General features: G+C 63.8%; 25 protein-coding genes. 13 read left to right on the forward strand and 12 right to left on the reverse strand.

What is annotated here, in order from left to right; genetic code table 11:
• Positions 1 to 94 precede the first annotated feature (94 nt).
• From V3587_RS16375 to V3587_RS16385, 3 genes are read left to right on the forward strand one after another with little or no spacing between them, the layout of a single operon-like run.
• Positions 95 to 499 (forward strand): cytidine deaminase, encoded by a 405-nt coding sequence (locus V3587_RS16375; RefSeq protein WP_095969016.1) that lies wholly within the window; start codon positions 95 to 97, stop codon positions 497 to 499.
• Positions 492 to 1787, forward strand: a complete 1296-nt coding sequence (locus V3587_RS16380; protein ID WP_283376970.1) for a thymidine phosphorylase — start codon at positions 492 to 494, stop codon at positions 1785 to 1787. Before V3587_RS16375 ends, V3587_RS16380 begins: the two co-directional genes overlap by 8 nt.
• Positions 1788 to 1796: 9 nt before the next feature.
• The gene (locus tag V3587_RS16385) at positions 1797 to 2882 is read left to right on the forward strand and encodes an adenosine deaminase (protein ID WP_095969018.1); all 1086 of its coding nucleotides are present in this window, start codon (positions 1797 to 1799) and stop codon (positions 2880 to 2882) included.
• A gap of 15 nt (positions 2883 to 2897) precedes the next feature.
• Here the strand turns inward: V3587_RS16385 and V3587_RS16390 are convergent, their stop codons facing one another.
• Genes V3587_RS16390 through V3587_RS16410 form a run of 5 tightly spaced genes read right to left on the reverse strand, consistent with a single transcriptional unit; the run spans position 2898 to position 6133 of the window.
• Complete coding sequence (locus tag V3587_RS16390; protein WP_095969019.1) at positions 2898 to 4136, reverse strand: primosomal protein; 1239 nt, start codon at positions 4134 to 4136, stop codon at positions 2898 to 2900.
• 47 nt (positions 4137 to 4183) lie between these two features.
• Entirely contained in the window at positions 4184 to 4462 is a 279-nt protein-coding gene (locus V3587_RS16395) for a YbaB/EbfC family nucleoid-associated protein (RefSeq protein ID WP_283376971.1), read from the reverse strand.
• A gap of 17 nt (positions 4463 to 4479) precedes the next feature.
• Complete coding sequence (locus V3587_RS16400) at positions 4480 to 4833, reverse strand: hypothetical protein (protein WP_387412440.1); 354 nt, start codon at positions 4831 to 4833, stop codon at positions 4480 to 4482.
• Entirely contained in the window at positions 4830 to 5822 is a 993-nt protein-coding gene (locus V3587_RS16405) for a C40 family peptidase (RefSeq protein ID WP_200315611.1), read from the reverse strand. Before V3587_RS16405 ends, V3587_RS16400 begins: the two co-directional genes overlap by 4 nt.
• The gene (locus V3587_RS16410; RefSeq protein WP_124566460.1) at positions 5819 to 6133 is read right to left on the reverse strand and encodes a type VII secretion target; all 315 of its coding nucleotides are present in this window, start codon (positions 6131 to 6133) and stop codon (positions 5819 to 5821) included. The genes V3587_RS16405 and V3587_RS16410 overlap by 4 nt, the downstream gene beginning before the upstream one ends.
• Positions 6134 to 6214: 81 nt before the next feature.
• Here V3587_RS16410 and upp point away from each other — a divergent pair, with 81 nt between their 5' ends.
• The gene (gene upp, locus V3587_RS16415) at positions 6215 to 6838 is read left to right on the forward strand and encodes a uracil phosphoribosyltransferase (RefSeq protein ID WP_283376972.1); all 624 of its coding nucleotides are present in this window, start codon (positions 6215 to 6217) and stop codon (positions 6836 to 6838) included.
• On the opposite strand, the gene V3587_RS16420 is transcribed toward upp, so the two are convergent.
• Together V3587_RS16420 and V3587_RS16425 are read right to left on the reverse strand one after the other, a co-directional pair.
• Positions 6835 to 8427 carry a phospho-sugar mutase gene (locus V3587_RS16420; RefSeq protein ID WP_166811045.1) on the reverse strand — a complete coding sequence of 531 codons (1593 nt, stop codon included), beginning with the start codon at positions 8425 to 8427 and terminating at the stop codon, positions 6835 to 6837. The genes upp and V3587_RS16420 overlap by 4 nt on opposite strands.
• Positions 8424 to 9221, reverse strand: a complete 798-nt coding sequence (locus tag V3587_RS16425; RefSeq protein ID WP_200315605.1) for a purine-nucleoside phosphorylase — start codon at positions 9219 to 9221, stop codon at positions 8424 to 8426. Before V3587_RS16425 ends, V3587_RS16420 begins: the two co-directional genes overlap by 4 nt.
• A gap of 67 nt (positions 9222 to 9288) precedes the next feature.
• On the opposite strand from V3587_RS16425, the gene V3587_RS16430 reads away from it, so the two are divergent.
• From V3587_RS16430 to V3587_RS16445, 4 genes are read left to right on the forward strand one after another with little or no spacing between them, the layout of a single operon-like run.
• Entirely contained in the window at positions 9289 to 9987 is a 699-nt protein-coding gene (locus tag V3587_RS16430) for an enoyl-CoA hydratase-related protein (protein WP_095969025.1), read from the forward strand.
• A gap of 12 nt (positions 9988 to 9999) precedes the next feature.
• Positions 10000 to 11160 (forward strand): M20 family metallopeptidase, encoded by a 1161-nt coding sequence (locus V3587_RS16435; RefSeq protein ID WP_124566457.1) that lies wholly within the window; start codon positions 10000 to 10002, stop codon positions 11158 to 11160.
• The gene (locus V3587_RS16440; protein ID WP_124566456.1) at positions 11157 to 12305 is read left to right on the forward strand and encodes a M20 family metallopeptidase; all 1149 of its coding nucleotides are present in this window, start codon (positions 11157 to 11159) and stop codon (positions 12303 to 12305) included. The genes V3587_RS16435 and V3587_RS16440 overlap by 4 nt, the downstream gene beginning before the upstream one ends.
• A 55-nt stretch (positions 12306 to 12360) precedes the next feature.
• Positions 12361 to 13437 carry a hypothetical protein gene (locus tag V3587_RS16445; RefSeq protein ID WP_200315601.1) on the forward strand — a complete coding sequence of 359 codons (1077 nt, stop codon included), beginning with the start codon at positions 12361 to 12363 and terminating at the stop codon, positions 13435 to 13437.
• 13 nt (positions 13438 to 13450) lie between these two features.
• Here the strand turns inward: V3587_RS16445 and V3587_RS16450 are convergent, their stop codons facing one another.
• Positions 13451 to 13921: a gamma-glutamylcyclotransferase gene (locus V3587_RS16450; protein WP_003940753.1), complete on the reverse strand. Its 471-nt coding sequence runs from the start codon at positions 13919 to 13921 to the stop codon at positions 13451 to 13453.
• Positions 13922 to 14075: 154 nt separating this feature from the next.
• On the opposite strand from V3587_RS16450, the gene V3587_RS16455 reads away from it, so the two are divergent.
• Positions 14076 to 15479, forward strand: a complete 1404-nt coding sequence (locus V3587_RS16455; RefSeq protein ID WP_283376973.1) for an NAD(P)H-quinone dehydrogenase — start codon at positions 14076 to 14078, stop codon at positions 15477 to 15479.
• 182 nt (positions 15480 to 15661) lie between these two features.
• Complete coding sequence (locus V3587_RS16460) at positions 15662 to 16843, forward strand: aminotransferase-like domain-containing protein (RefSeq protein WP_283376974.1); 1182 nt, start codon at positions 15662 to 15664, stop codon at positions 16841 to 16843.
• Here the strand turns inward: V3587_RS16460 and V3587_RS16465 are convergent.
• Together V3587_RS16465 and V3587_RS16470 are read right to left on the reverse strand one after the other, a co-directional pair.
• Complete coding sequence (locus V3587_RS16465) at positions 16824 to 17609, reverse strand: CoA-transferase subunit beta (RefSeq protein WP_124566454.1); 786 nt, start codon at positions 17607 to 17609, stop codon at positions 16824 to 16826. The genes V3587_RS16460 and V3587_RS16465 overlap by 20 nt on opposite strands.
• Positions 17606 to 18520: a CoA transferase subunit A gene (locus V3587_RS16470; protein ID WP_283376975.1), complete on the reverse strand. Its 915-nt coding sequence runs from the start codon at positions 18518 to 18520 to the stop codon at positions 17606 to 17608. Before V3587_RS16470 ends, V3587_RS16465 begins: the two co-directional genes overlap by 4 nt.
• Before the next feature lie 84 nt (positions 18521 to 18604).
• Between V3587_RS16470 and V3587_RS16475 the strand changes: the two genes are divergently transcribed.
• Complete coding sequence (locus tag V3587_RS16475; protein WP_283376976.1) at positions 18605 to 19501, forward strand: LysR substrate-binding domain-containing protein; 897 nt, start codon at positions 18605 to 18607, stop codon at positions 19499 to 19501.
• Here V3587_RS16475 and V3587_RS16480 read toward each other — a convergent pair.
• Together V3587_RS16480 and glpK are read right to left on the reverse strand one after the other, a co-directional pair.
• Positions 19498 to 20913, reverse strand: coding sequence for an MFS transporter (locus V3587_RS16480; RefSeq protein ID WP_095969031.1), 1416 nt, complete (start codon positions 20911 to 20913; stop codon positions 19498 to 19500). The two genes, V3587_RS16475 and V3587_RS16480, sit on opposite strands and share 4 nt — an antisense overlap.
• A 191-nt stretch (positions 20914 to 21104) precedes the next feature.
• Positions 21105 to 22595, reverse strand: a complete 1491-nt coding sequence (gene glpK / locus V3587_RS16485; RefSeq protein WP_235171869.1) for a glycerol kinase GlpK — start codon at positions 22593 to 22595, stop codon at positions 21105 to 21107.
• A 108-nt stretch (positions 22596 to 22703) separates the two neighbouring features.
• On the opposite strand from glpK, the gene V3587_RS16490 reads away from it, so the two are divergent.
• Entirely contained in the window at positions 22704 to 24446 is a 1743-nt protein-coding gene (locus V3587_RS16490; RefSeq protein WP_003940825.1) for a glycerol-3-phosphate dehydrogenase/oxidase, read from the forward strand.
• 100 nt (positions 24447 to 24546) lie between these two features.
• A complete protein-coding gene (locus V3587_RS16495) occupies positions 24547 to 25089 on the forward strand; it encodes a hypothetical protein (RefSeq protein ID WP_095969033.1) in 543 nt (180 codons plus the stop codon).
• Positions 25090 to 25105 lie beyond the last annotated feature (16 nt).

Consider the following 25105-nt stretch of genomic DNA (forward strand, 5'->3'; position numbering starts at 1 on the left):
CAAACTCTTTGTAAGGTTTGCCTTTCCAATCTCTGCGAGACGGTTACGGCGTGGTTTCTGCATCCATTCAGTCAGCGTGATTGGATAACGAACCATGGGTGACATCGACTGGAAGTTGTTGCGGCACAACGCGCAAGTGGTCATGCGGAGGGCATACGCACCGTACTCGGGGTATGCGGTGGGTGCAGCTGCCCTGGTAGACGATGGCCGAATCGTCTCAGGATGCAATGTGGAAAATGTCTCATACGGTTTGAGCCTGTGTGCCGAGTGTGGACTGGTCGGTAACTTGGCGGCCTCCGGGGGTGGGCGGCTGGTGGCCTTCACGTGCTGCGACGCGAAGGGGTCGATTCTGATGCCCTGCGGCCGGTGTAGACAGCTTCTTCTCGAACATGGCGGGGGTGAGATGCTGGTCGACACGAGCAGTGGTTTCAGGCCGCTGAGCGAACTGTTGCCCGATGCTTTCGGGCCGGAACAAGCAGAAGGGCTCCGCCATGTTTGACGCAGTTTCCATCATCGGCGCCAAGCGTGACGGTCGCGAGCTGTCGGGAACCGAGATCGACTGGATAGTTCAGGCGTTCACGCAGGGGGTCGTCGGCGACGAACAGATGTCGGCGCTCGCGATGGCGATCTATTTCCGCGGAATGTCGCGGGCGGAGACCGGTCGATGGACCGAGGCGATGATCGAATCCGGCGGGAGGATGGACTTTTCGGACTTGCCGCTGCCCACCGTCGACAAGCATTCGACCGGTGGCGTGGGGGACAAGATCACCCTTCCGCTCGCGCCCCTCGTCGCTGCGTGTGGTCTTGCAGTCCCGCAGTTGTCGGGACGCGGACTCGGTCATACCGGTGGAACTCTCGACAAGCTCGAATCCATTCCGGGTTGGCGAGCCGACCTCACGGCGACGGAGATGGTCGACATTCTCGCGGACCCGAAAATCGGCGCCGTGATCTGTGCTGCCGGAGCGAACCTGGCCCCCGCCGACAAGAAGCTCTACGCGCTGCGCGACGTGACGGGAACGGTGGAATCCATTCCGCTGATCGCAAGTTCGATCATGAGCAAGAAGATTGCCGAGGGAACCGGCGCCCTGGTGCTCGACGTCAAAGTCGGTTCCGGAGCGTTCATGAAGGACCTCGGCGACGCGCGAGAGTTGGCACGCACGATGGTCGAGCTGGGCAACGACGCCGGCGTGCGTACCAGTGCTCTCATCACCGGGATGGACACCCCGCTGGGATTGACAGCGGGCAACGCTCTCGAGGTACGTGAATCCGTCGAGGTGCTGGCCGGCGGCGGGCCCTCGGACGTCGTCGAGATGACCCTGGTCCTGGCTCGGGAGATGCTGTCCGCGGCTGGGATCGACGGGATCGACCCAGCAGACAAACTGGCCGACGGCACGGCCATGGACCGATGGCGCGCGATGATCGCCGCCCAAGGTGGGGACCCGCACGCAGCACTGCCGGTGGCCAGGCACAGCGACGTCGTCACCGCGGACCGAGACGGCGTCCTGACTCGACTCGACGCCATGGCGGTGGGCGTCGCAGCCTGGAAACTGGGAGCCGGACGCGAACGGCAGGGTGAAGCCGTGCAGGCCGGTGCCGGCGTCGAGCTGCACGCAAAGCCTGGCGACGCGGTCCGCGCCGGACAGAAGCTGATGACACTGCATACCGACACACCTGAGAGATTCGACGCTGCGCGTCGAAGCCTCGGCGGTGGCTGGTCGATCGGGACGGAATCCGACACCGTTTTGCGCCCGCTGCTCATCGAGCGAATTGTGGGTGATTCGCGTTAGCGTTGGCGAATGAACGCACCGGAGTTGACCACGATCCGCAGCGCACCCAAAGTTCTACTCCACGACCACCTCGACGGAGGACTCCGGCCCGAGACCGTTCTCGAACTGGCCGAGCAGTGTGGTTACGACGGGCTGCCGGCGAATTCGGCATCCGAACTGGCGCAATGGTTCCGAACTGCCGCCGACAGCGGATCGCTCGAGCTCTACCTCGAGACTTTCGCGCACACCGTCGCCGTGATGCAGACCCCGGAAGGGCTTGCACGGGTAGCGCGTGAGTGTGCCGAGGACCTGGCCGACGACAACGTCGTCTACGCCGAAATCCGTTTTGCGCCCGAGCAGCACCTGGAACAGGGCCTGACCTTGGACGAGGTCGTCGAGCACGTGCTCGAAGGTTTCCGAGCCGGCGAATCCGCGGCCAGGGTCGCGGGACGGGAGATCCGAATCGGGTGTCTCCTGACGGCGATGAGGCATGCCGCCCGGTCACGAGAGATCGCCGAACTCGCCGTACGATTCCGGGACCGCGGGGTGGTCGGTTTCGACATCGCCGGTGCCGAGGCCGGAAACCCACCGAGCCGGCACCTCGACGCATTCGAATACATGCGTGATGCAAACGCTCACTTCACGATCCACGCGGGCGAGGCCTTCGGATTGCCGTCGATCCACGAAGCCATCGCCTTCTGCGGAGCGGACCGGTTGGGGCACGGCGTGCGGATCGTCGACGACATCGACGTGAACGGCCGAGATGGGGCAGAGTTGGGTCGACTCGCGAACTACGTCCGTGACATGCGCATTCCCCTCGAACTGTGCCCGAGTTCGAACGTGCAGACCGGAGCCGTGGCTGCGCTGGCCGACCATCCGTTCGGACTGTTGGCGGACTTGCGCTTCCGCGTGACCGTCAACACCGACAACAGACTGATGAGCGATACCACCATGAGTCGGGAAATGGCAGCGCTGGTCGAGACCTTCGGTTACGGCTGGACCGATCTGGAACGTTTCACCATCAACGCGATGAAGTCGGCCTTCATCCCGTTCGACGAGCGCCTAGCGTTGATCGACGACGTGATCAAGCCGGGCTACGCCGTGCTCATCGGCTAGAGGCCGGTCACCGGTCTACTCGGGCCGCAGCCGAGCCTCGAACTCACGCTCGAGTTCGCGCCAGGTCTCGGATTCCTTGGTGAACGGTGCGCTCGGAGCCATCCGCGACGGATCGGGGTTGAGGAGGTAAGAGACGTACCAGCCCAGCTCGTTCGATGCGGACAGAATTTCCTCGGTGGAGTCGTCGTCGGCGAAATCAGCTGCATCGGTGAACAATTCGACGGCGAGTTCCAGTTGCTCGGCGTCGACGACGTCGGGGCCCTGGGCGAGATCGTCGGCGATGCCGGGCAGGACGTAGACGTTCTCGTCCGTGACTTCGATTTCGAGAGAACCGTCGACGGCAGCATTCTGAATTTCGCCGTACGTGCTGACCTGCGAGAGATCGTGTTCGTGGTTGTCGGCGAGGTACCGAGCGAGTGCGCGCTCGCTACGGAAGACGGTGATCAGTCCGTCCTTGCCGAGGAAGATCGCCTGATCACCCATGTAGCAGCGCAAAGTGTAGAACGTCTCGGCCGAGGTGATGATGCGGATCGGGTCGACGCCGACCTCGCCCCAGAAAGTCTCGATTTCGTCTTCGTCCTCGTCGAGGTCGTCTTCGTCGAATTCCTCGTCCTCGCCCTCTTCGGCGACATCGTCGGCATCGACGGTGTTTTCGGCGGCAGCGAGCAGTTCGGCTTCGGCGACCGCCACGGCAGCTGCATCGACCTTCGGGGAGGTGACCACCTTGTCGATGGCGTCGAGCACGGCGTCCCAGTCCTTGACGATCGCAGCGCCGACCTGATCCCACAGCTCGAGGCCTTCGCGGCCTTCGAAGGTGCCGGCTCCGGTGGCAAGTGCTCCGAGTACCGGATGGCCGCTGAAGAAGCGGATGACCGCGTCGAGTTCGCACACCTCACCGATGTTGCGAGCCATGTTCAGGGTGTCTTCGAGTTCCGAGACCACCAGTGCCTCAGGGTCGCCTGCGGCCAGTTCGGGCACGCCCACGAAGTCGAAGGTGAAGTTCTCCTCCGGTTCGAGCTCGGCTGCCGACAGTCCGGAGACGACGGCCCACGCCGGATGCTCGACCAGATCGTTGTCGGAATCCGTTCGGATGAAGGCCGCGAGTTCTGCGACGGAGGAGAACCCGTACAGGTCTTCCTCATGGCCGAGAAACGCTTCCCACTCGTCGTCGCCCTCGCGCCAGCGGGGAGCCCACAAAGTGACGAGGTCTCCGTCGGTGAGTCCGATTTCGATAGGGACGATGTCTCCAGCCATGGGCGGAAGCCTATCCACCGCAGAGCGAAAGGCATAGCGGGGGTTCGTCACGTTTGTTTCAGTGCCACTCGGAGCTCGCTGACCAGTCGCTCTCGTTGGTCGTTGGACTGTTGAACTGCCTGGTGAATGGTTGCCACCGTCAGTGCGGCCACCGTGCGAGAATTCATCGCGGTGATTGCGTCGGTTACCCGTAGGTCGACCAGAGCGCCCAGCCCGTCGACAGTTGCCGTGACTATCCCACCCTCGCTCGAGACGACTACCCGCAGAGCGTTGACCCCGTCGACGGCGTCCTGCAAGAGTCCGGTCCGGTGTTTCGCCAGCTCCATGATTCGATCCATCTCGTTCACAGCGAACGCATCCAGCTCGACGGAAGGCTCTGATCCTCGGCGGCGTCGACATCGGCCAGTTCGTCTCGGGTCGCGAGACCGAGTCGATCGAGAATCGCCGCCGGAACGCCGGTCGCCTCGAGCTCCACACGATGGAGGGCGCCGGCTTCGACGGCCGCTTTCGAGCACAGCGTGAGTATCTGTTGCGCCAACCGTTCCCCGCCGTACCGCAGTTCGTCCTGGCTGATCCGCAGGTCCACGGGAACGGCGTGCTCCGTGGCGCGGACTGCGATGGTTCCAGATCGGTTGACGGCGACGGCTGTGATGATCGGCGGTGATTCACGCATGTTCTCGGACATGTTTCCTGTCATTCCGTCGGACGGTAGAAGCCGTGAAAGCCCATGCCGCTGTTCGTGGTTCGGATGGCGCTTACCTCGACGGGATCGCCGGCCTCGATCATCTGGCCGCCGCCGATCACCATCGCGACGTGGCCGTCCCAGACCGCGAGGTCGCCCGGCATCAGATTGTTCTGATCGATCTGGTTCCCGATTCCCTGTTCCTGTGCCAACCTCGGAATGTCGACTCCGGCCTGGCCGTACGCCCATTGCGTCAACCCGCTGCAGTCCAGGCCGACTCCGGGTGTCGTCCCTCCCCAGGCGTAGGGGACACCCTGTTGAGTGAGTGCGTTGCGTACGGCGGCAGCGGCCTCGGCGTTCGGTGCGGTGGCTGTCGATCCGTCGGGAAGTTCAACCTCTACTCCGCCTGTGGAACCGGAGCCACCTGTGGCACCGGAAACACCTGTGGCACCGGAACCACTCGCAGAACCGGATGCGCCAGGCGCGGGTTCGGGTATCGGGACGGGTGGGATCAGCGCGGACATCTTCTCGGTCGACCCGGACAGCTCACCGCGTACCCGCTCGATTACCGATACCGCGCGTCCGAGGTGCTCCAACGCGGCCGACAGCAACATCAATTGCCCTGTCGGCGTCATGAGCGTCGGTCCGGCCTTGATCGCGAGGGTCAGAAAGGACTGAAGAATCTCACCGAGTTCGGTCATTCCCGCGGACACCGATGTTGTCGCTTCGTCCACGACACCGGCGATGTCGCTCCCACGATCGGCGAGATTTCGCGTCGACGCCTGCGTCTGCTCGGTTGTGGTCACCGCCGCAGTGAGTGCAGTCGACGAACTCTGCGAGGACGCGAGTTCGCTCAGAGCAGCGCTTCCCAATCGGTATGCGATCTCGAGGACGTCCGAAGCGATTCGGATACCGGCGTCGGGTCCACCGGCGCTGGGAACACCGGTCCCGACGGTGTCGACCAAATCGATGATCGGTCGTGCGAGAGCGTCGACGTCGATCATGAGCGTCCAGCCTCAGCGAGAGTCGTTCGTACCGATTCCTCGGAGTCGAGATAGGTGGCGTGGGCGTCGCGGGTGGCCGACTGGACACTGGAAATCACAGCGGACAGTCGATCGATGTCGTCGATGTGCGCTTGTTGTGCCCGGCCCGCGACACCGATGAAGTCGCTGCCGATCAGCCCCAGGACAGCGGCCAGAGCCAGATGATCGCCGCCCGCCGCGTCCTGTCGCGCTTGGGCGACGTTCTCGGCCACAGTGCCCAACCGCGCAGCGAACTCCGCGATGCTTTCGGTGTCCAGATCCAGATTTGTCAACTTGTCTTCCCCCCGTTGCGCTTACTCCTTCTTGGACGCCGCGCGGGGTGCTCCGGTTCCCGAGGAACTATTCTGATGGTCATGCAAACGCACGTAGTCGACCATCCGCTCGCGGCGGCCCTCTTGACCACAATGCGTGACGCACGCAGTGAGAACGCGACTTTTCGTTCCGCACTTCGCAGGCTCACGCACATGCTGGTCTACGAGGCCATGCGTGACGCGGAGGTCGAGGAGTTCCCGGTCGACACCCCGGTAGCTGCGACGACGGGCATCCGGCTCGCGAAGCCGCCGTTGCTCGTCCCCGTGCTGCGGGCCGGTCTGGGGATGGTCGAACAGGCGAGTGCGCTGATTCCGTCGGCCGGCGTCGGCTTCGTCGGAATGGCACGAGACGAAGAGACGCATCAGCCGGTTCCGTACCTCGAATCCTTGCCGGCGGATCTGTCCGGTATTCCCGTGTTCGTGCTCGATCCGATGCTCGCCACCGGTGGTTCGATGGTGCACACCATCGACTTGCTGGTTGCGCGTGGCGCGACCGATGTCACGGCAGTGTGCGTTGTGGCCGCTCCGGCCGGCGTCGACGCGTTGGCAGCGTCCGGCCACCCGGTTCGTCTGGTCATCGCGAGCATCGACGACGGACTCGACCAGAACGCTTTCATCGTCCCCGGTCTCGGTGACGCCGGCGATCGGCAGTTCGGACCCCGCTAGAGCGAAAGGGCGAAGGTTCGGAGTTCGGCCAGCCGGGCCTTCGCCGCCTCGTGGGCGGTCGCGAGGTCGCCGCGGTTCGCGACCGGGACGACAACTTCGAGATAACACTTGAGCTTGGGCTCGGTTCCGGACGGTCGAACGACCACGCGGATCGACGGTCCGTCGAACATCACTGCGTCGGTGCGCATACCGCCGCGAACTTCGGCCAAGTCCTCGATCGTGACCGGCTCGCCCGCGAGTCGGCCAGGCGGATCGGCGCGCAGTCGTTTCATCATGTCCGCGATGTCGCTCGAATCCTCGACGCGGCGGGACACTTGGTCCCCGCGATGCAGTCCGAATTCGACGGCATAGTCGTCCAGCACGTCCAACAGGGTTCGGTTGCTGTCCGTGAGGGTGGCAGCCAAGTCGGCCACCAGTACGGCAGCCGAGATTCCGTCCTTGTCTCGCACCACATCCGGATCGACGCAGTGCCCGATCGCTTCCTCGTAGGCGTAAACCAGTCCGTCGCCGGCGCGCGTGAGCCACTTGAACCCGGTGAGTGTCTGCGCAAACCTCGCTCCGCGAGCTTTCGCCAACTTCGAGAGCAGAGTCGAGGAGACGATCGTCGTCGCCACCAACGAATCTTCGGGCGCCGTGCTCAGCACGTGGTCGGCCAGGAGCACCCCGGTCTCGTCGCCGCGCAACATGCGCCACTGATCACCGTCGCGAACTCCGACGGCGCAGCGGTCGGCATCCGGGTCGAGTGCGATCGCCAGATCAGCGTCGACTCTTCGGGCCAGTGCGAGCAGGCGGTCGGCCGCGCCGGGCTCTTCGGGGTTGGGGAAGTCGACGGTCGGGAACGTGGGGTCGGGATCGAACTGCTCCGCCACGACGTGCAGGTCCTCGAATCCTGCTGCTCGCAGAGCTGATATCGCGGTTTCGCCGCCGACGCCGTGCATCGCCGTGAGCGCAATTCGGGCCGAGCGGGAGCTACCGTGGGGAAGGGTCGCGACGCGGGCGATGTATGCCTCGACCAGCGATTCGTCGGCTGGAATCACCGAGACTCGAGGGACGTCGGCAGCACCACCGACGCGGGCGATCTCGCTCTCGATTTCACGATCGGCGGGGGAGACGAGTTGCGCCCCACCCGACAGGTACACCTTGTAGCCGTTGTCGGCGGCAGGATTGTGGGAGGCGGTGATCTGGATACCTGCCGCTGCCCCGAGCCTGCGCACCGCGAACGCCACAAGAGGCGTCGGCAGTGGGCGGGGGAGCAGGGTCACCTCGAACCCGGCCGCCGCCATGACCTCGGCGGCAGCGAGAGCGAATTCCTCGGAACCGCGCCGGGCGTCGCGGCCGACGACGATGCGGGACCCGCCCTGGCAGCGAGCTGTCAGCCAGGCCGCCAGACCGGCCGTGGTTCGGATGACGACCGCGAGGTTCATGCCGTTGGGGCCGCCGCGCACTGGCCCGCGGAGGCCAGCAGTGCCGAACGCCAGTGGTGCGGAAAATCGTTCGGCCAGTTCATGTTCCGAGAGTGCTGCTAGTTCTGCGCGAGTGACGGGGTCCGGATCGGCGTCGATCCACTCGGTGACGTTCTGTGGTGTCACAGCTGTTCGACCAGTTGGCGCAGCAGCACTCCCATCCGGGCCGCCGATGCTTTGCCTGCCGCCAGCACTTCCTGGTGATCGAGCGGGGCGCCCGTGATTCCGGCGGCCAGATTGGTGACCATCGAGATGCCGAGCACCCGGGCGCCGAGCGCGCGGGCCGCGATGGTCTCGTGAACCGTCGACATGCCGACCAGATCGGCGCCGAGCGTACGAAGCATTCGAATCTCGGCCGGAGTCTCGTAGTGCGGTCCGGGAAGCCCGGCGTAAACGCCCTCGGCAAGGCCCGGGTCGATCGAGCGAGCCAGCGCGCGCAGCTCCGGCGAGTAGGCGTCGACCAGGTCGACGAACTCCGCGCCGACGAGGGGGGAGCGGGCCGTCAGATTCAGGTGGTCACTGATCAGCACCGGTTGCCCCACTGCGTAGTCCTCGCGGATACCGCCGGCCGCATTGGTGAGGATGACCGTGTCGGCGCCGGCAGCAATGGCTGTCCGGACCGGGTGGACGACGGTGGCGAGATCGTGGCCCTCGTACGCATGCGCGCGCCCGAGCAGCAGCAGGACTTCTGTGTTTGCGACGCGCACCGAACGAATGGTGCCCGCGTGACCGAGGGCGGACGGTGGGGCGAAGCCAGGAAGATCCGCCATCGAGACTTCAGCTGTCACGTCCGCACCGGCGTCACCGAAGACGTCTGCGGCATCGGTCCACCCCGACCCGAGCACGATGGCGACCGACGGTGACGAAGAGCCAGTCATGGCGGACAGAGCAGCGGCGGCGGCCTCGGCGATCGTTCCCATGTGAGCAACCCTACTGAGGAGTCGGGTCGGTTCGCCGGGTGAGTTGGCGGGCGTTACTCTCCCATCCATGCCTTATCTCGAACGCGACGGCGACGTATTCATCCTGTACCTCGGCAACGAGGGCGAAACGGACAACGAGAACCGCTTCGGTCCCGAGTGGATCGACGCTGTTCACAGCAAGTTGGACGAGGTCGAAGCGCACGAGGGGCCGGCGGCCCTGGTAACGACGGCGACGGGCAAGTTCTACACGAACGGCCTGGACACGACGTGGATCTTCGGCAATCTCGACGGTCTGCCCGGTTACCTCGACAAGGTCCACACCATCTACAGCCGTTTGCTGACCTTCCCGATGGCCACGGTCGCGGCCGTGCAGGGGCACGCATTCGGCGCCGGTGCGATGCTCGCCTCCTCGCACGACTTCCAGATCATGCGCGCGGACCGCGGCTTCTACTGCCTCCCCGAGGTCGGACTGAACATGCCGTTCACAGTCGGGATGTCCGCGCTGTTGAACAGTCGTCTGCCCAAGCAGACGGCAGTCGACGCCATGACGACAGGGCGTCGCTTCGGCGGTGCCGACGCGCTTGCTGCCGGCATCGTGCAGGAAACGGTCGACGGCGAGGGAGTACTCGCCGCAGCAGTGGCCAAGGCGTCCGCACTGACGTCGACTCACGGCAAGAACTTGGCGGGAATCAAGGCAGGCATCCACCGCGATGCTCTTGCGGACCTCGCTCAGGTGACTGACAAGAGCAACTTCTCCTTCGGGTGAGACAATGATCGCGTGAACCAGAATGTCGACAGCGCAGTCAGGTCCGTAGAGGCCGATCTGATTGCGCTGTCGCATTCGATTCACAGCGACCCGGAACTCGCCTTCGAGGAGTTTCGCAGCGCTGCCAAAGTGTCGGACCTGCTGGCGCAGCACGGTTTCGCGGTCACCGACGGGATCGTCGACCTGCCGACGGCCTTCGATGCCACCTACGGCAGCGGAGAACTGGTCATCGCGATCTGCGCCGAGTACGACGCGCTGCCCGAGATCGGTCATGCCTGTGGGCACAACATCATTGCCGCCGCCGCGGTCGGGGCCGGCATCGCGTTGGCTACCGTCGCCGATGAACTGGGGATCACCGTCCGAGTGATCGGTACTCCGGCGGAGGAAACCGGTGGCGGCAAGGTCCTGATGCTCGAGCGTGGTGCATTCGACGGCGTCGGCGCGGCCATGATGGTTCACCCCGGACCGATCGACATCATCGGTGCCACCTCGCTGGCCTTGGCGGACATCGCCGTGAGCTATCACGGTCGCGAGGCGCACGCGTCTGCTGCGCCGGAATTCGGTCGCAATGCCGCCGATGCGGCGACGCTCGCGCAGGTGGCGGTCGGTCTGTTGCGTCAGCACCTGCAGCCAGGTCAGCAGATTCACGGAATCGTCAGTGACGGCGGCACGGCTCCCAACATCGTTCCGGCTCGGTCCGAATTGCTCTACTACCTGCGTGCCGAAACGGCCGCGTCGTTGGCCAATCTGTCCGAGCGTGCCGACGCCTGCTTCGCATCTGGAGCGCTCGGCACCGGGTGCACCCACGAAATCCGCACGGTATCGCCTACTTACACCGAGTTGACCCCCGACCCGTGGCTGGCTGCGGCGTACCGTGAACAGATCGTCGATCTCGGACGGGTGCCACTGGCAGCGGAATGGGAGCGCTCCCGTCCACTGGGTAGTACGGATATGGGTAATGTGACCAATGTGATTCCGGGAATTCACCCGGTCATAGGCTTGGATTCATCGGGGGCAGTGACACATCAGCCGGAGTTCGCGGCTGCGTGTATCACCTCCTCCGCAGATCGAGCGGTAGTCGACGGTGCAATTGCGTTGGCCCGCACTGCTGTCCGGGTAGCGTCCGATCCAGAACAACGCGCCCGTCTGTTGGAAGGGGTAGATCGCCGGTGAACGCGGCAATCGATACGTGGATTCACGCGCACACCGACGACCTCGTCGCGTGGCGTCGGCACATCCATGCCAACCCGGAGTTGGCTCGCCGCGAGTACGCGACCACCGAATTCGTCGCCACCCGCCTCACCGCCGCTGGGCTGTCACCGAAGATCCTTCCCGGTGGCACCGGTCTCACGTGCGACATCGGACCGGATGGTCCACGAATCGCACTTCGCGCCGACATGGACGCACTGCCTATGCAGGAGGCGACCGGAGCGACGTACTCGTCCACGGTCCCCGGTGTGTCCCATGCCTGCGGCCACGACGCCCACACCACCATCCTGCTCGGCGCCGGATTGGCTCTGGCCACGTTGCCCGAACTTCCCGTCGGGGTTCGGCTGATCTTTCAGCCCGCCGAGGAAGTCATGCCGGGCGGCGCACTCGACGTCATCGCCGCGGGTGCGCTCGACGGCGTATCCAGAATCTTTGCTCTGCACTGCGATCCGCGACTGGAGGCAGGCCAGGTAGGCATGCGTCTGGGCGCGATCACCTCGGCTGCCGACACGATCGAGGTCGTCCTCGATTCTCCGGGTGGGCACACGTCGAGGCCGCACCTGACCACGGATCTCATCTACGCACTCGGCACAGTCGTGACCGGGCTGCCGGGAATGCTCAGCCGCCGTATCGATCCGCGCACCGGCACCGTCATGGTGTGGGGCGCGGTCAGTGCAGGTCAGGCACCCAACGCGATTCCGCAGACCGGCATGATGACGGGCACGGTCCGTACCGGCGATCACGACACGTGGGAGTTGCTCGAACCGCTCGTGGAAGAAATCGTCCACGGACTGCTCGCACCCACCGGAGTTCGCTACCAACTCAACTATCGTCGCGGAGTGCCACCGGTCGTCAACGACGAGGTGTCCACTCGGATGTTCGAGGACGCCATCGCGACCGTCGGACAGGATGCTTTGGCCGACACCCCGCAATCCGGTGGTGGCGAAGACTTTTCGTGGTACCTCGAGACTGTGCCGGGTGCAATGGCGCGGCTCGGTGTGTGGTCTGGTGAAGGCGATCAGCTCGACATCCACCAACCCACGTTCGATCTCGACGAGCGTGCACTCGGCGTCGGTGTGAAGGTTCTGACGAGCCTGGTTCTGGGATAGTTCCGGTTCCCGTCGGGGGTACCGTTTTTCGTGTCGTTCGAGTGAAGGTACGGGCATGTCCATAGGTGTGGGAGTGCGAATCGGCACATTGGTGTCGACGGCTGTCGTTGCGTCGAACGATCCGGGTTCGGCTGATCCGGTGGTATTGGTCAGGGACACGATCCTCAATCAACGCAAGGACGGAACGACGGTGCTCGGCGGCACCGAGCAACTGGGCGCCGGCCGTGAGTTCGCCGAGAGCTGGTCAGGCTTTGTCGGCCGCGTCGGGGACCCGAGCGGCGTCGCTGGAACGGCCGATACTCGTTACCGCGCCGAGGATTTGGTGGCGACCTCGATTCGCTGTCTGTTGCAGGAATGCGAACCGCTGCCCGATCGTGGTGGGCGGAGCGGGGGAGCCCCCGACATCGTCGCCACGTACCCGTCGCGCTGGGACTCGTCCACTGCTGCCCTCATGAAGGACTCCCTGGTCTACGCGGGCCTCGAACGGGTCACACTCGTCTCGGATGCCGAGGCTGTGTCGGCGTGGTTCGAGTCGGAAATCGCAGCGCTCGCCGGCACGCTCATCGGCATTTATCACGTAGACGACACCGGGGCAGCAGTTACGCTGGTGCGTTCTGGTGTCGCGGCCGGCCGCGCGTTCGGCTTTGCGGGCGACGGGAGTTCGCCGAGTTCACGCCTCGCGACGGCACTGGGTGCATTCGGTTGGATGCCGGAGAACCTGGACGCCGTCGTCGTCACCGGTGACGGGGAGCCGGCGACAGACAAAGCAGCCATGATGTCCATAGCTGCCGGTATCGCCGAAAAGCTCGGTGTCCGATGTGAACTCGGTCCAGGACCCGAGCAGTCCGCCGCGCTGGGGGCCGCGATCCTCGCTGCCGGATTCACCTCGACGTCGCACACGATCGTGCCGATCGGCTTGCCGCCTTCACACGACGTCACCGAGGTGTTCGACACCCTGGGACGCGAGAAGGTGGCGGCTGAAACCGTAGCCGGGGTGGCAACAGCCGAGCCGGAAACTGCAGTTGTCTCAGGCGAATCGGAGTCGCGCGGTTCGAAGCGTATTCTCGTCGGCCTGACGATTGTGGTCGTACTCGCAGCACTGGCAGTACTCGCGTATTTCCTGCTGCTGTGAGCAGGCGAGCGCTCTAGTCGGTCACTCCGTTACCCGGACCGACGTTGCGGCTGTTTCGCGTCCGCAACTCTCGTACATACTCGGCCGGCGCTCCGGCGATTTCGGCCGCGTCGGCCATCACGCCGATGTAGCGGGCCGACGGTAGTCCACCTTCGTACGCGTCCATGACGTAGAGCCACGCAAGTACCGCGTCGCCCGCCGTGTCGACCCGCACTCGGATCTTGCGGTGCAGTCCCAGTTCGGCACCTTCCCAGCGGTCCAGACTCACTTCGTCCTCTTCCGGGACGTCGTAGAGGACCACGAAAACACTGGAGTCGGGGTCTTCGACCACGGTGGCGAGAGCCCCCTCCCAGCCGAGGTCCTCGCCGCTGAAGGTCAGGCGCCAGCCTCGCAGCCACCCTGTCCCGGACATGGGCGAGTGTGGGCAGCGCAACAACATCTGCTCGGGATGCATGTTGGAACCGTAGGCGGCATAAATCGACACGGGCGCAAGCCTAAACCGTGGTCCGAGGGTGTGGCGAAGCGGACCACCGGACGCAAGTAATCTGGTACAAGCACTGCGCGACACGTGGTGCTCGAATAGCGTGACACTGGTCGACGGGAGACCCCTGCCGGCCACGCGAGGACTTGGAGGACACATGACCCGGATCGTGATCATCGGTGGCGGACCCGCCGGCTACGAGGCGGCACTGGTAGCCGCGCAGCACGGGGCCACGGTCACCCTGGTCGATTCGGACGGCGTCGGCGGTGCGTGTGTGCTGTTCGACTGTGTTCCGTCGAAGACATTCATCGCGTCCACCGGAATCCGCACCGACATGCGTCGTGCATCCGACCTCGGCATCACTCTGGACCCGGAGCAGGCTTCGGTGTCGCTGCCGAAGATCCACTCCCGTGTCAAGAGTCTCGCGCTGTCCCAGTCCTCGGACATTCGCGCACGGTTGCAGACGGTGGGCGTCGAGGTTCTCTCCGGCACCGCCGAACTGACCGATCCGCTCCTCGGCATGGCAGCACACCAGGTTCGCGCGACACTCGGAAGCGGCGAGCACAAGACCATCGACGCAGACGTCGTGTTGATCGCCACCGGCGCCAGCCCCCGCATCATCCCGGGAGCCGAGCCCGACGGTGAGCGAATCATGACGTGGCGTCAGCTCTACGACTTGGACGAGCTGCCCGAGCACCTGGTTGTGGTCGGTTCCGGTGTCACCGGTGCCGAGTTCGTCTCCGCGTACACCGAGATGGGCGTCAAGGTCACGCTCGTGTCCAGCCGTGACCGTGTTCTGCCCGGCGAGGATGCCGATGCGGCGCTCGTGCTCGAGGACGCCCTCGCCGAGCGCGGTGTCACTCTCGTCAAGCACGCCCGTGCAGACGCCGTCGAGCGCACCGAGAAGGGCATCGTCGTCAAGCTCTCCGACGGCCGCACGGTCGAAGGAAGCCACGCCTTGATGACCGTCGGTTCCGTCCCCAACACCAACGGTCTCGGCCTGGAGCGGGTCGGCATCGAGTTGGACAAGGGTGGGTACCTGCGTGTCGACAGGGTTTCGCGCACCACGGTTTCCGGTATCTACGCCGCCGGTGACTGCACCGGACTGCTCCCGCTCGCGTCGGTGGCTGCGATGCAGGGACGCATCGCGATGTACCACGCACTCGGTGAAGGCGTCAGCCCGATCAAGTTGAAGACCGTCGCGTCGGCCGTCTTCACGCGCCCGGAAATTGCAACGGTGGGTGTTTCGCAGGCAGCGATCGACAACGGAGAGGTGCCCGCTCGCACCGTCATGTTGCCGCTCAACACCAACCCGCGCGCCAAGATGTCCGGTCTGCGCCGCGGTTTCGTGAAGATCTTCTGCCGCCCGGCTACCGGCGTGGTCATCGGCGGTGTCGTGGTCGCACCCACCGCTTCGGAACTGATCTTGCCGATCGCGATCGCCGTACAGAACAACCTGACGGTCAACGACCTGGCTCAGACGTTCTCGGTGTACCCGTCGCTGACCGGATCGATCACCGAGGCTGCTCGTCAGCTCATGCGGCACGACGACCTGGACTGATAACAGACCAGAGTCTTCTTACAATGTGAGACCTTCGTTTCACATACTGAAGCATTGGTGAGATAGTCGAGATGCCGACCGAATCAAGGGTCGGTATCTCGGCGCTCTCCCGCCCCGTTGACCCAGGACGGCTCAGGGTGTTTTTCCTCTGCCCCTTCATTCTGCGTGCCTGGGAGCTTCACATGACACACGCCGCGCTGTCCGCTCGTATGGACGGACTCCGTAGTTCTGCAATTCGCGATCTGCTCACCCTGACTGCCCGGCCCGACGTCATCAGCATGGCCGGCGGACTGCCCGACGCCGATTTCATTCCGCGGGAACGAATCTCGAAGGCAGCCCACGACGCACTCGGTGACCCGTCGTCCGTTCAATACGGCGAGACGTCCGGCCTGCGGCGCCTCCGTGAGGTGATCGCCGAGCGCGAATCCTCCAAGATCGGGCGGGCACTCGACGTGTCCGAAGTTGTGATCACCCACGGTTCTCAGCAAGGTTTGAGCTTGCTCGCGCAGGTCCTCCTCGACGCCGGTGACGTCGTGGTCGTGGAGGAGCCGGCGTATACCGGTGCGCTGCAAGTTTTTCGAACGGCGCAGGCTCGTCTCGTTCCGGTCCAGCTGGACGAGGACGGGATGGACACCGCCGCACTCGAAGCGAAACTCGACGCCGGTCTTCGACCCAAAGTTGTTCACACCGTCAGTAATTTCCACAATCCGCGGGGCGCGGTGCTCTCGGCGCAGCGCCGAACGCACCTGGCTGCCCTGGCCGACCGATATGGATTTTGGGTTCTCGAGGACGACCCGTACGGCGAACTGTACTTCGGCGAGCAACCGCCCGCGCCGCTGGCGGCGCTGTCGGACAGGGTGATTCGGCTGTCCAGTGCCTCCAAGGTATTGGCGCCGGCGCTGCGAGTCGGCTGGCTGCACGGTCACCGGAAGGTCTGCGAAGCGGTCGAACTGATCAAGCAAGGCGCTGACCTGTGCGGTTCTTCCCTCACTCAGCAGATCACCGCAGATCTCTTCTCGGACCTCGAGTGGTTCGAAACGCACCTCGACATGCTCCGCGAGGGATACGGCGCCAGAGCCAAGGCCTTGGTTGCCGCTGCCGAGGCAGAATTGGGTGGCCTGGCACGCTTTTCCGAGGTCCGCGGCGGCATGTTCTGCTGGATGGATTTCCTCGGCGACGTCGACACCACCGAACTCCTGGGGGTCGCGCTGGAGCACGGCGTGGCATTTGTCCCGGGCACGGCCTTCGCGGTCGAGGCGGACCTCCGTCGAAGCGCTCGATTGTGTTTCGCGACGTATCCCGAGGCCGTGCTGATCGATGCTGTCGGCAGGCTCCGGGACAGTGTCACCTCAGGTACAGCCTGACCTTGTCGATAGTGTTGCGGAGCAGATCGATTTCCGCGCCGGACGGCGGGGTGGTGACAGTGACGTGGTCGGCGACGGCCAGATCCCATCCCGTCGACTCTCGCACCTGATCGACCGAGACGCCTTCGTGGACACTGGTCAGCTCCAACTCGCCGCCGGGGCCCTGGTGTGTCAGGACACCGAGGTTGGTGAACACCTTGGTCACTCCTGCACCTGCCGGCATGATGCCCTTTCCGCTGGCGAAGGCGCGAGCGGGGCTTGGTGAGGTGCAGAAGTCGAGCTCGGCGGGGAAGGAACTGAGGTCGTGGCGGCGCATCACTACGAAGATCTCGGCGGCGTTCGCGATGATCTCGACTGCCCCTCCCGCTCCGGGAAGTCTGACCGTCGGGTTCTTCCAGTCACCGATGAAGCTTGTGTTCAGACTTCCCGTTCGATCGATTTGGGCGGCCCCGAGAAATCCGACGTCGACGTTGCCGCCTTGTAGGACATAACCGAAGAGCGCGGCCATACTGAGCACGGATTCGGCACCGGAGACCACGACGGAGTCGGCTATACCTTCGGCCATGGCCGAAGGATGCGCGCCGCACACTCCGGATTCGTAGATCAGTTCGACGTCCGGATTCGACGTGTGTCGCGCGAGATCGACTGCGAGCGTGGGGAGTCCGACTCCGGCGAAAACCCGGCGCTTACCCGCCAACTCGCGTGCCGCGACGGCGACGATCGTTTCGGTCGAGGTGGTGTTACTGCTGACAATCGTGGTGGTCATAGTCTGCTCCCGTAGTCGACAGGTGTGGAGAGTTTTGATCCGACCTCGAGATCCGACCAGTAGTCTGCTCCGAGCTTGGCGAGATATTCATCGTGATCGCCAAGTGCGTACACCCATTCGTCGAGCCAATTTCTCAGCAGTGAAGGATCTTTGGAAATCTCGGTCCAGCGTCGGTAGAAGCCGCAGTCGCGGTCGTAGTATCCCTGTGCGTACGACGGGTGCGCGCCGCGCGGGCAGACCACAACTGCGTCGACTGCGTGCGAGGGAATCAGAGTTCGGCTCGGGTCTGACCTGATGACCTCGTCGTCGACCAGTTCTTCGACAACGACGATCGCCTTCTTCGCGGCGTACACGGCTTCCTGCTGCACCCCGGCGATGCCCCAGATCTGCGCGTTCCCGGACGAGTCCGCTCGCTGTGCGCCGATGATCGTCACATCCGGATTCAGGGGCGGCACAACGTAGACGCTCCCGCCGCCGTACGGATCCTCGACGAGTCGCAGTTGTTGGTTGAGCGCGGGTAGATCGCTACCAGCGTACGACCGCAGCGGGAAGAAGGGGAGCCTGGCGGCTCCCGCCTGATACCGGCACACCATGCCGTAATGGCTGTATTCCTCGACTGCGAGGGGGAGCGGGTCCTGGTTCTCGATGCGTCTGCGTAACTCGTACAGGGAACCTGCGGAGCCGCTGGCGAAGAACGAGGCAACCAGCTTTCGGACGCAGCCGGCGGCGACGAGTTGATCGGAAACGATGTCCGGCGTCATCCGGCAGAGCGTGAGGTCCTTCCTGCCTTGCCGGATGATCTCGTGCGCCGCCGCAAAAGGAATGAGATGCGAAAATCCCTCCAGCGCAACGGTCATCCCGTCTTCGACGTATCGGCCGATGGCCTCTGTCATCGAGAGGGTCTTGTCCACGGGTGTACCTCTTCTTGTTCTCTCGCGCACTCGGTCGGTTTCGGAAACTTGACATGTTCGGCCGGTGTGGCGCAACAATGTCGGGTGGAAATTCATCAGATCAACGCATTTCTCGCGGTGGCTGAGGAGCTACATTTCGGCCGTGCGGCACAGCGGCTTCGGATTGCGCAACCGCCGCTGAGTCGAACGATCCGGCAATTCGAGAAACAGCTCGGTTCGCCGTTGTTCGATCGAAGTACTCGAACTGTGCGGCTCACTGCTGCCGGTGAAGCGCTGCTGCTTCCGGCGCGCGAGATTCTGGACGCGTGCCGGATGGCCGAGATCGCGGTGTCGGCGGCAGGCAAGGGAACGACAGGTCGCGTTCGCCTGGGCTTTGCGGGAACCTCTTCGCACCTGCTCGTCGGGCGGTGGGCGAAATTGGTGAGAAAGACGAATCCAGGTATCGAATTCGTGCTCGACAGTTCCGCTTTCGCGAACGAAGCGTTGTTGATGTTGCTCGATCGACGACTCGACATCGGGATGGTCCGGTGGACTGTCCCACCGCTCGGGATCACGTCGAGATTGATCGCCGAGGAGGACTTTCTGGTGGCCATGTCGAAAGACCATCCGTTGGCGTCGAGGGAATCGGTTCGGTTGATCGAATTGGAGTCCGAGAATTGGGTGACGCTTCCGTCGGAACCAGGTTCGATTCTCCGAGAGTCACTGCTCACTGCGTCGAAGAACGCCGGGTTTCTGGCTCGGATCGTCCAGACGGCACCCGATTCGATGTCGTTGATCGCGTTGGTGTCCGCAGAAATCGGATGCTCGTTGACGATTTCCTCGGTGGCCCGGAGCATCGTGAACCCGGATGTGGTCTTTGTTCCCGTCATGGATCCACCTCCTCCTCTTCAACTGCGTATCGCCTGGCGAGAGGGAGACGACAGACCTGCTCTTCTCGAAGTGTTGAAATTGTCCGAGCAGGCGCTGCCGTCCCTGGCCTAGACGGTTGCCCGACCGGTAGCGATTTCACCCGCTTCGGATTGCGGTGAGTTCGACGTAGCGGCACGAGTGTTCTCGAGTTCGAGCTCGTCGTGATCCGCCTGCTCGGCCGTCGACAGTTCGCCCGCGTTGTACCCGGTGCGGCGGAGCAGCAGAAGGGTGCAGATCAGCGAGACAAGGGCGTACAGCCCGGACACGATCGCGACCCCGACGATGTTGCCGGACGTGTTGAGCATCCACTGCGCCAGTACCGGAGTTCCGCCGCCGACGACGAGGGAACACAGTTGGTACGCCGTCGACAATCCGGTGTAACGGATGTTGGCGGGGAAGGCCCGGGCGAGAACGCCGGCGATGGCGCCGTAGAACATCGAATGCGGGATCGTGGCCAGGCACATCGCGACGACCGCGATGGTGAAGTTCCCGGTTCGGATCGCGAAGAACATCGCGGGCATGAGTACGAACTCCGGTATCACCATCAGACACATGGCTTTTCGCATGTCGATCTTGGAGACCAGGACGGCACCGAAAGGTTGGACGATGAACTGCACGACAAGCGCGATCGCAATGGCGGCCAGGAAGGTACCTCGATCGTATCCCAGTTCTTTTGTAGCCCAAGACAATGCGAAGGTGTTCTTGAAGTAGGTGACCTGAGCGAGGGGGAGTGCGCCGGCGCCGAGAAGAACCAGTACCCAATGCTTGCGCAATACTTCGGCGAGTGGAAGCTTGACGACCTTCTTGCGGGCGAGAACGGCCTTCATCTCGTCGGACTCTTCGAGTTTGAGGCGGATGATCATCCCGAGAATGACCAGGACCGCCGAGATGATGAACGGGATGCGCCATCCGTACAGGAGGAACGACGGCGTCGGCATCGCGGACAGAAAGAAGAATGCGATGGTGGCCAACAGATTCCCGGCGGGTGAGCCCTGTTGAGCGAACGCGGAGTAGAGGATGCTCTTCCCCTTGGGCGCGTTCTCGCTGGCGATGAGCACTGCTCCGCCCCACTCGCCGCCGACCGCGACTCCTTGGATGACGCGAAGGGTGACCAGGCCGATCGGCGCCCAGATCCCGACCTGTGCGTAGGTGGGGAGGAGTCCGATGCCGACTGTGGCGACGCCCATCATCATCAAGGTGATGACGAGAGTGTTCTTGCGTCCGATCCGGTCGCCGAGGTGACCGAAGATGATCCCGCCGATGGGCCGGGCGAGGAAGCCTGCCCAGAGGGTGATGAAGGCGAGGAGAGTTCCGACTCCGCTCGGGAGAGTGTCGGAGAAGAAGATGTCGCCGAATACCAGGGCAGCCGCGGTGCCGTAGATGTAGAAGTCGTACCACTCGATAGTGGTTCCGATGAACGAAGCGATACCGGCTCTTCGGGCCTTGGCGTTGATCTCCTCGGAACTGCGAGTGGGTGAACTCATGCGTGGCGACCTTTCTCTGCATCATTCGTGGCGCCGAAACGTGGCGCGCCTGAATGAGATTCGCAGAGTGGTGTAGGTCACGTCCAATACCAAGTTGGTCGCCTATTGATACCTCTGAAGTATCAATAGGCGACCAGGATCAGCTTTTCCGGTATGGAAGACGTCAGAGCTAGCCCGAGTGATCTGGGTCGTTACTCGGACCAGTTGTACGTTCTCTCGACGGCCTTGTTCCACTCCGCGTACAGCCGTGCCCGTTCGGACTCGTCCATCGCCGGTTCCCAGGTCTGGCCGACGGCCCAGTTGTTGCGGATGTCGTCGGTATCCGCCCAGTAACCGATGGCGAGGCCCGCTGCGTAGGCAGCGCCGAGCGCTGTCGTTTCGTTGACCACAGGACGGATGACGGGAACTCCGAGGATGTCCGACTGGAACTGCATCAGGGTTTCGTTGACCACCATGCCGCCGTCGACCTTCAGTGCGGACAGTTCGACGCCCGAATCCGCTCGCATGGCGTCGATGACCTCACGAGTTTGGTACGCCGTCGCCTCGAGCGCAGCGCGGGCAATGTGCCCCTTGTTGACGAAGCGCGTGAGGCCGACGATGACACCCCGAGCGTCCGGTCGCCACCGAGGTGCGAAAAGTCCGGAGAACGCGGGCACGAAGTAGGCGCCGCCGTTGTCGTCCACACTCGCGGCGAGCGGCTCGATGTCCTTGGCGTTCTGAATGATTCCGAGGTTGTCTCGAAGCCATTGGACCAAGGAACCGGTCACCGCGACGGAGCCTTCGAGTGCGTAGACGGCAGGCGCCTCGCCGAGCTTGTAGCAGACGGTGGTCAGCAGTCCGTGTTTGCTGTGCACCGGCTTGGTTCCCGTGTTGAGAAGCATGAAATTGCCGGTGCCGTAGGTGTTCTTGGCTTCACCCTCGGAGAGGCAGGCCTGACCGAAGGTGGCTGCCTGCTGGTCACCGAGAATTCCGGCGACCGGCACACCGGCGAGATTGCCACGTGGGCGCCCGGTGCCGTAGACCTCGGACGAACTACGGATTTCCGGGAGCATCGACATCGGGATTCCGAAGTCCGCGCAGATCGATTCGTCCCACTGGAGGGTCTCGAGATCCATCAGCATCGTGCGTGACGCATTGGTGACATCTGTCACGTGGACGCCGTCGGTCAGGTTCCACACGATCCACGTGTCGACGGTGCCGAAGCACAATTCGCCGGCCTCCGCTTGTGCTCTCGCACCGTCGACGTTGTCGAGAATCCAGCGGATCTTCGGCCCGGCGAAGTAGGTCGAGAGTGGTAGTCCGGTCTTGTCTCGGTACTTGTCCGGACCCTCGTTGCCGCCCAGTTCGACACACAGCTGATCCGTGCGCGTGTCCTGCCACACGATCGCGTTGTAGATCGGCTTGCCCGTCGAACGCTCCCAAACGACGGTCGTCTCACGCTGATTCGTGATTCCGACAGCAGCGATGTCGGCCCGCGTGAGATCGACCTTCGCGAGCGCGCCGGCCACCACCTCCCGGGTGTTGATCCACAGCGCCACCGGATCGTGCTCGACCCAACCGGCGCGCGGGAAAATCTGCTCGTGTTCTTTCTGCGCAACGCTCACCACGGCGCCGTCGTGATCGAAGATCATGCAGCGGCTCGACGTCGTGCCTTGGTCGATGGCGGCGATGTATTGATTCACTGTGCTCCTAGGTTCGGGCGCGTTCGTGGTAATCCGTGCGCTGTCGCAGTATGTGGATCAAGCTACTAGCCTGTAAACGGATTCGTCGTCGACTTACAGGAGACCGGGTTGAGTAAGCAGCAAGGTGCGCAGTTTCTCGGCCCGCAGCAGCGCGAAGCTGCTTGGGAACAACTTCAGACCGAGCAATTCGACGTCGTCGTTGTCGGCGGCGGTGTTGTCGGTGTCGGAGCTGCGCTCGATGCGGCCACCCGCGGACTCAAGGTTGCGTTGGTCGAGGCCCGTGACTACGCATCCGGCACGTCCAGTCGCTCGTCGAAGATGTTCCACGGCGGTCTCCGCTATCTCGAGCAACTCGAATTCGGCCTCGTTCGTGAAGCATTGCGTGAGCGCGAACTCTCGCTGACCACGCTCGCTCCGCACCTGGTCAAGCCGCTGAAGTTCCTGTTCCCTCTGGCTCACCGAGTGTGGGAGCGCCCGTACATGGCGGCGGGAATCTTCCTGTACGACCGAATGGGCGGCGCAAAGTCGGTCCCCTCCCAGAAGCACTTGACGCGGGCGGGCGCACTACGCATGTCGCCGAGCCTCAAGCGCAGTTCGCTGACCGGTGGCATCCAGTACTACGACACCGTCGTCGACGACGCTCGGCACACCATGACCGTCGCACGGACCGCTGCACACTACGGCGCGGTCGTCCGAACGTCGACGCAGGTCGTCGGCTTTCTGCGGGAAGCGGATCGGGTCTCGGGAGTTCGTGTTCGCGACTGCGAAGACGGCCGTACCGCCGAGGTCAAGGGTCACGTCGTCATCAATGCGACCGGTGTCTGGACGGACGAGATCCAAGCGCTCTCACGTCAGCGCGGACGGTTCCGGGTGCGAGCGTCGAAGGGCGTACACATCGTCGTCCCGCGCGATCGCATCGTCAGTGAAGCCGCCATCATCCTGCGTACCGAGAAGTCGGTGCTGTTCGTCATTCCGTGGGGCAGTCACTGGATCATCGGCACCACTGATACCGACTGGAACCTGGATCTCGCACATCCGGCGGCAACCAAAGCAGATATCGACTACATCCTCGGCCACGTGAACTCCGTCCTGGTCACGCCGTTGACGCACGCCGACATCGACGGTGTGTACGCCGGCCTGCGTCCGCTGCTTGCCGGTGAAAGCGACGAGACGTCGAAACTCTCGCGCGAGCACGCCGTCGCACGGGTCGCTCCCGGTCTGGTCGCCATCGCCGGCGGAAAGTACACGACGTATCGGGTCATGGCGGAAGACGCCGTCGACGTGGCTGCAGAAGACATTCCCGCGCGCGTGGCGTCGTCGATCACGGAGAAGGTGCCGCTCGTCGGTGCCGACGGCTACTTCGCGTTGATCAACCAGACCGTGCAACTGGGTGAGCAGTACGGCTTGCATCCGTATCGAGTCAAGCACCTGCTCGACCGTTACGGTTCGTTGATCACCGAGGTCCTCGAACTCGGCCGCCAGACGCCGGAGTTGTTGCAGCCCATCACGGATGCGCCCGATTATCTCCAGGTAGAAGCTGTGTACGCGGCTGCGGCCGAGGGCGCCCTGCACCTCGACGACATCCTGGCTCGCCGCATGCGCATCGCGATCGAGTATCCGCATCGTGGGGTCAACTGCGCGCAACAGGTCGCCGGTTTGGTCGCACCGATTCTCGGTTGGGATGCCGCCACCGTCGAGCGTGAAGTCGACACCTACCGAGCACGTGTCGAAGCGGAGATCGAGTCACAGACCCAGCCGGACGACGAGTCGGCCGATGCCTTGCGCGCCGCAGCGCCGGAGTCGCGGGCCGAGATCCTCGAGCCCGTCGTCGTGGTGCCGGATCGGGTCTGAGTCGCCCGTCGTTTGCTCTCGCTCTGTCGTGGGTAGGCCGGATGACGAATCACCACCCGTGTCAGCACAGACCGGTCGAGCGTCGCCCAGGAGGATCCCAATGTTCGGTAGTCGGTCGAGGTCTGCTGAGGAGCACATAGCCACCGCTTATCTGGTCACTCACCTGTGCGGAGCGATGGTAGGGCTGCAACTCTCGCGGTCACTCTCGGACTCGTACGGTGCCTGGGCTGAAGGCGAGCTGGACTCGTTGCCGGGTGAGCTCGAGTACGAGATCGAACAACTGCTTCAGCTGATCGAGGACACGCAGGGCATATCGCTGCCGCGGTACTCCAAGATCGATGCGACGGTCAATCGGATCCGACGCCTCGTTCACGTCGACGCCATCTGGCGTAATCGCCTGGTCAAGCTGGCGACTCTCGAGATCATGCGGACCGCGCTGTGCGGCAAGAGCGCGATGTGGGAGGTTCTGAGAGACATTCCGGCCGGGGAGACGGAGGAGCAGTACCGCGAGCTCAACGACCTGGTGTCCAAGCAGATCAGGACCGTGACGGGACTGCATCACCGCGCAGCCACCGAGGCATTTCAGGGGGCAGACGGGCGGCAATCGGCGAGCGGCGGCGACCCCATCCGCTCGAGTAAGTAAGGTTTGTACCGTTCCA

The organism is Rhodococcus sp. IEGM 1306 (assembly GCF_036541985.1).
GTDB classification, from domain to species: Bacteria; Actinomycetota; Actinomycetes; order Mycobacteriales; family Mycobacteriaceae; genus Rhodococcus_F; species Rhodococcus_F qingshengii.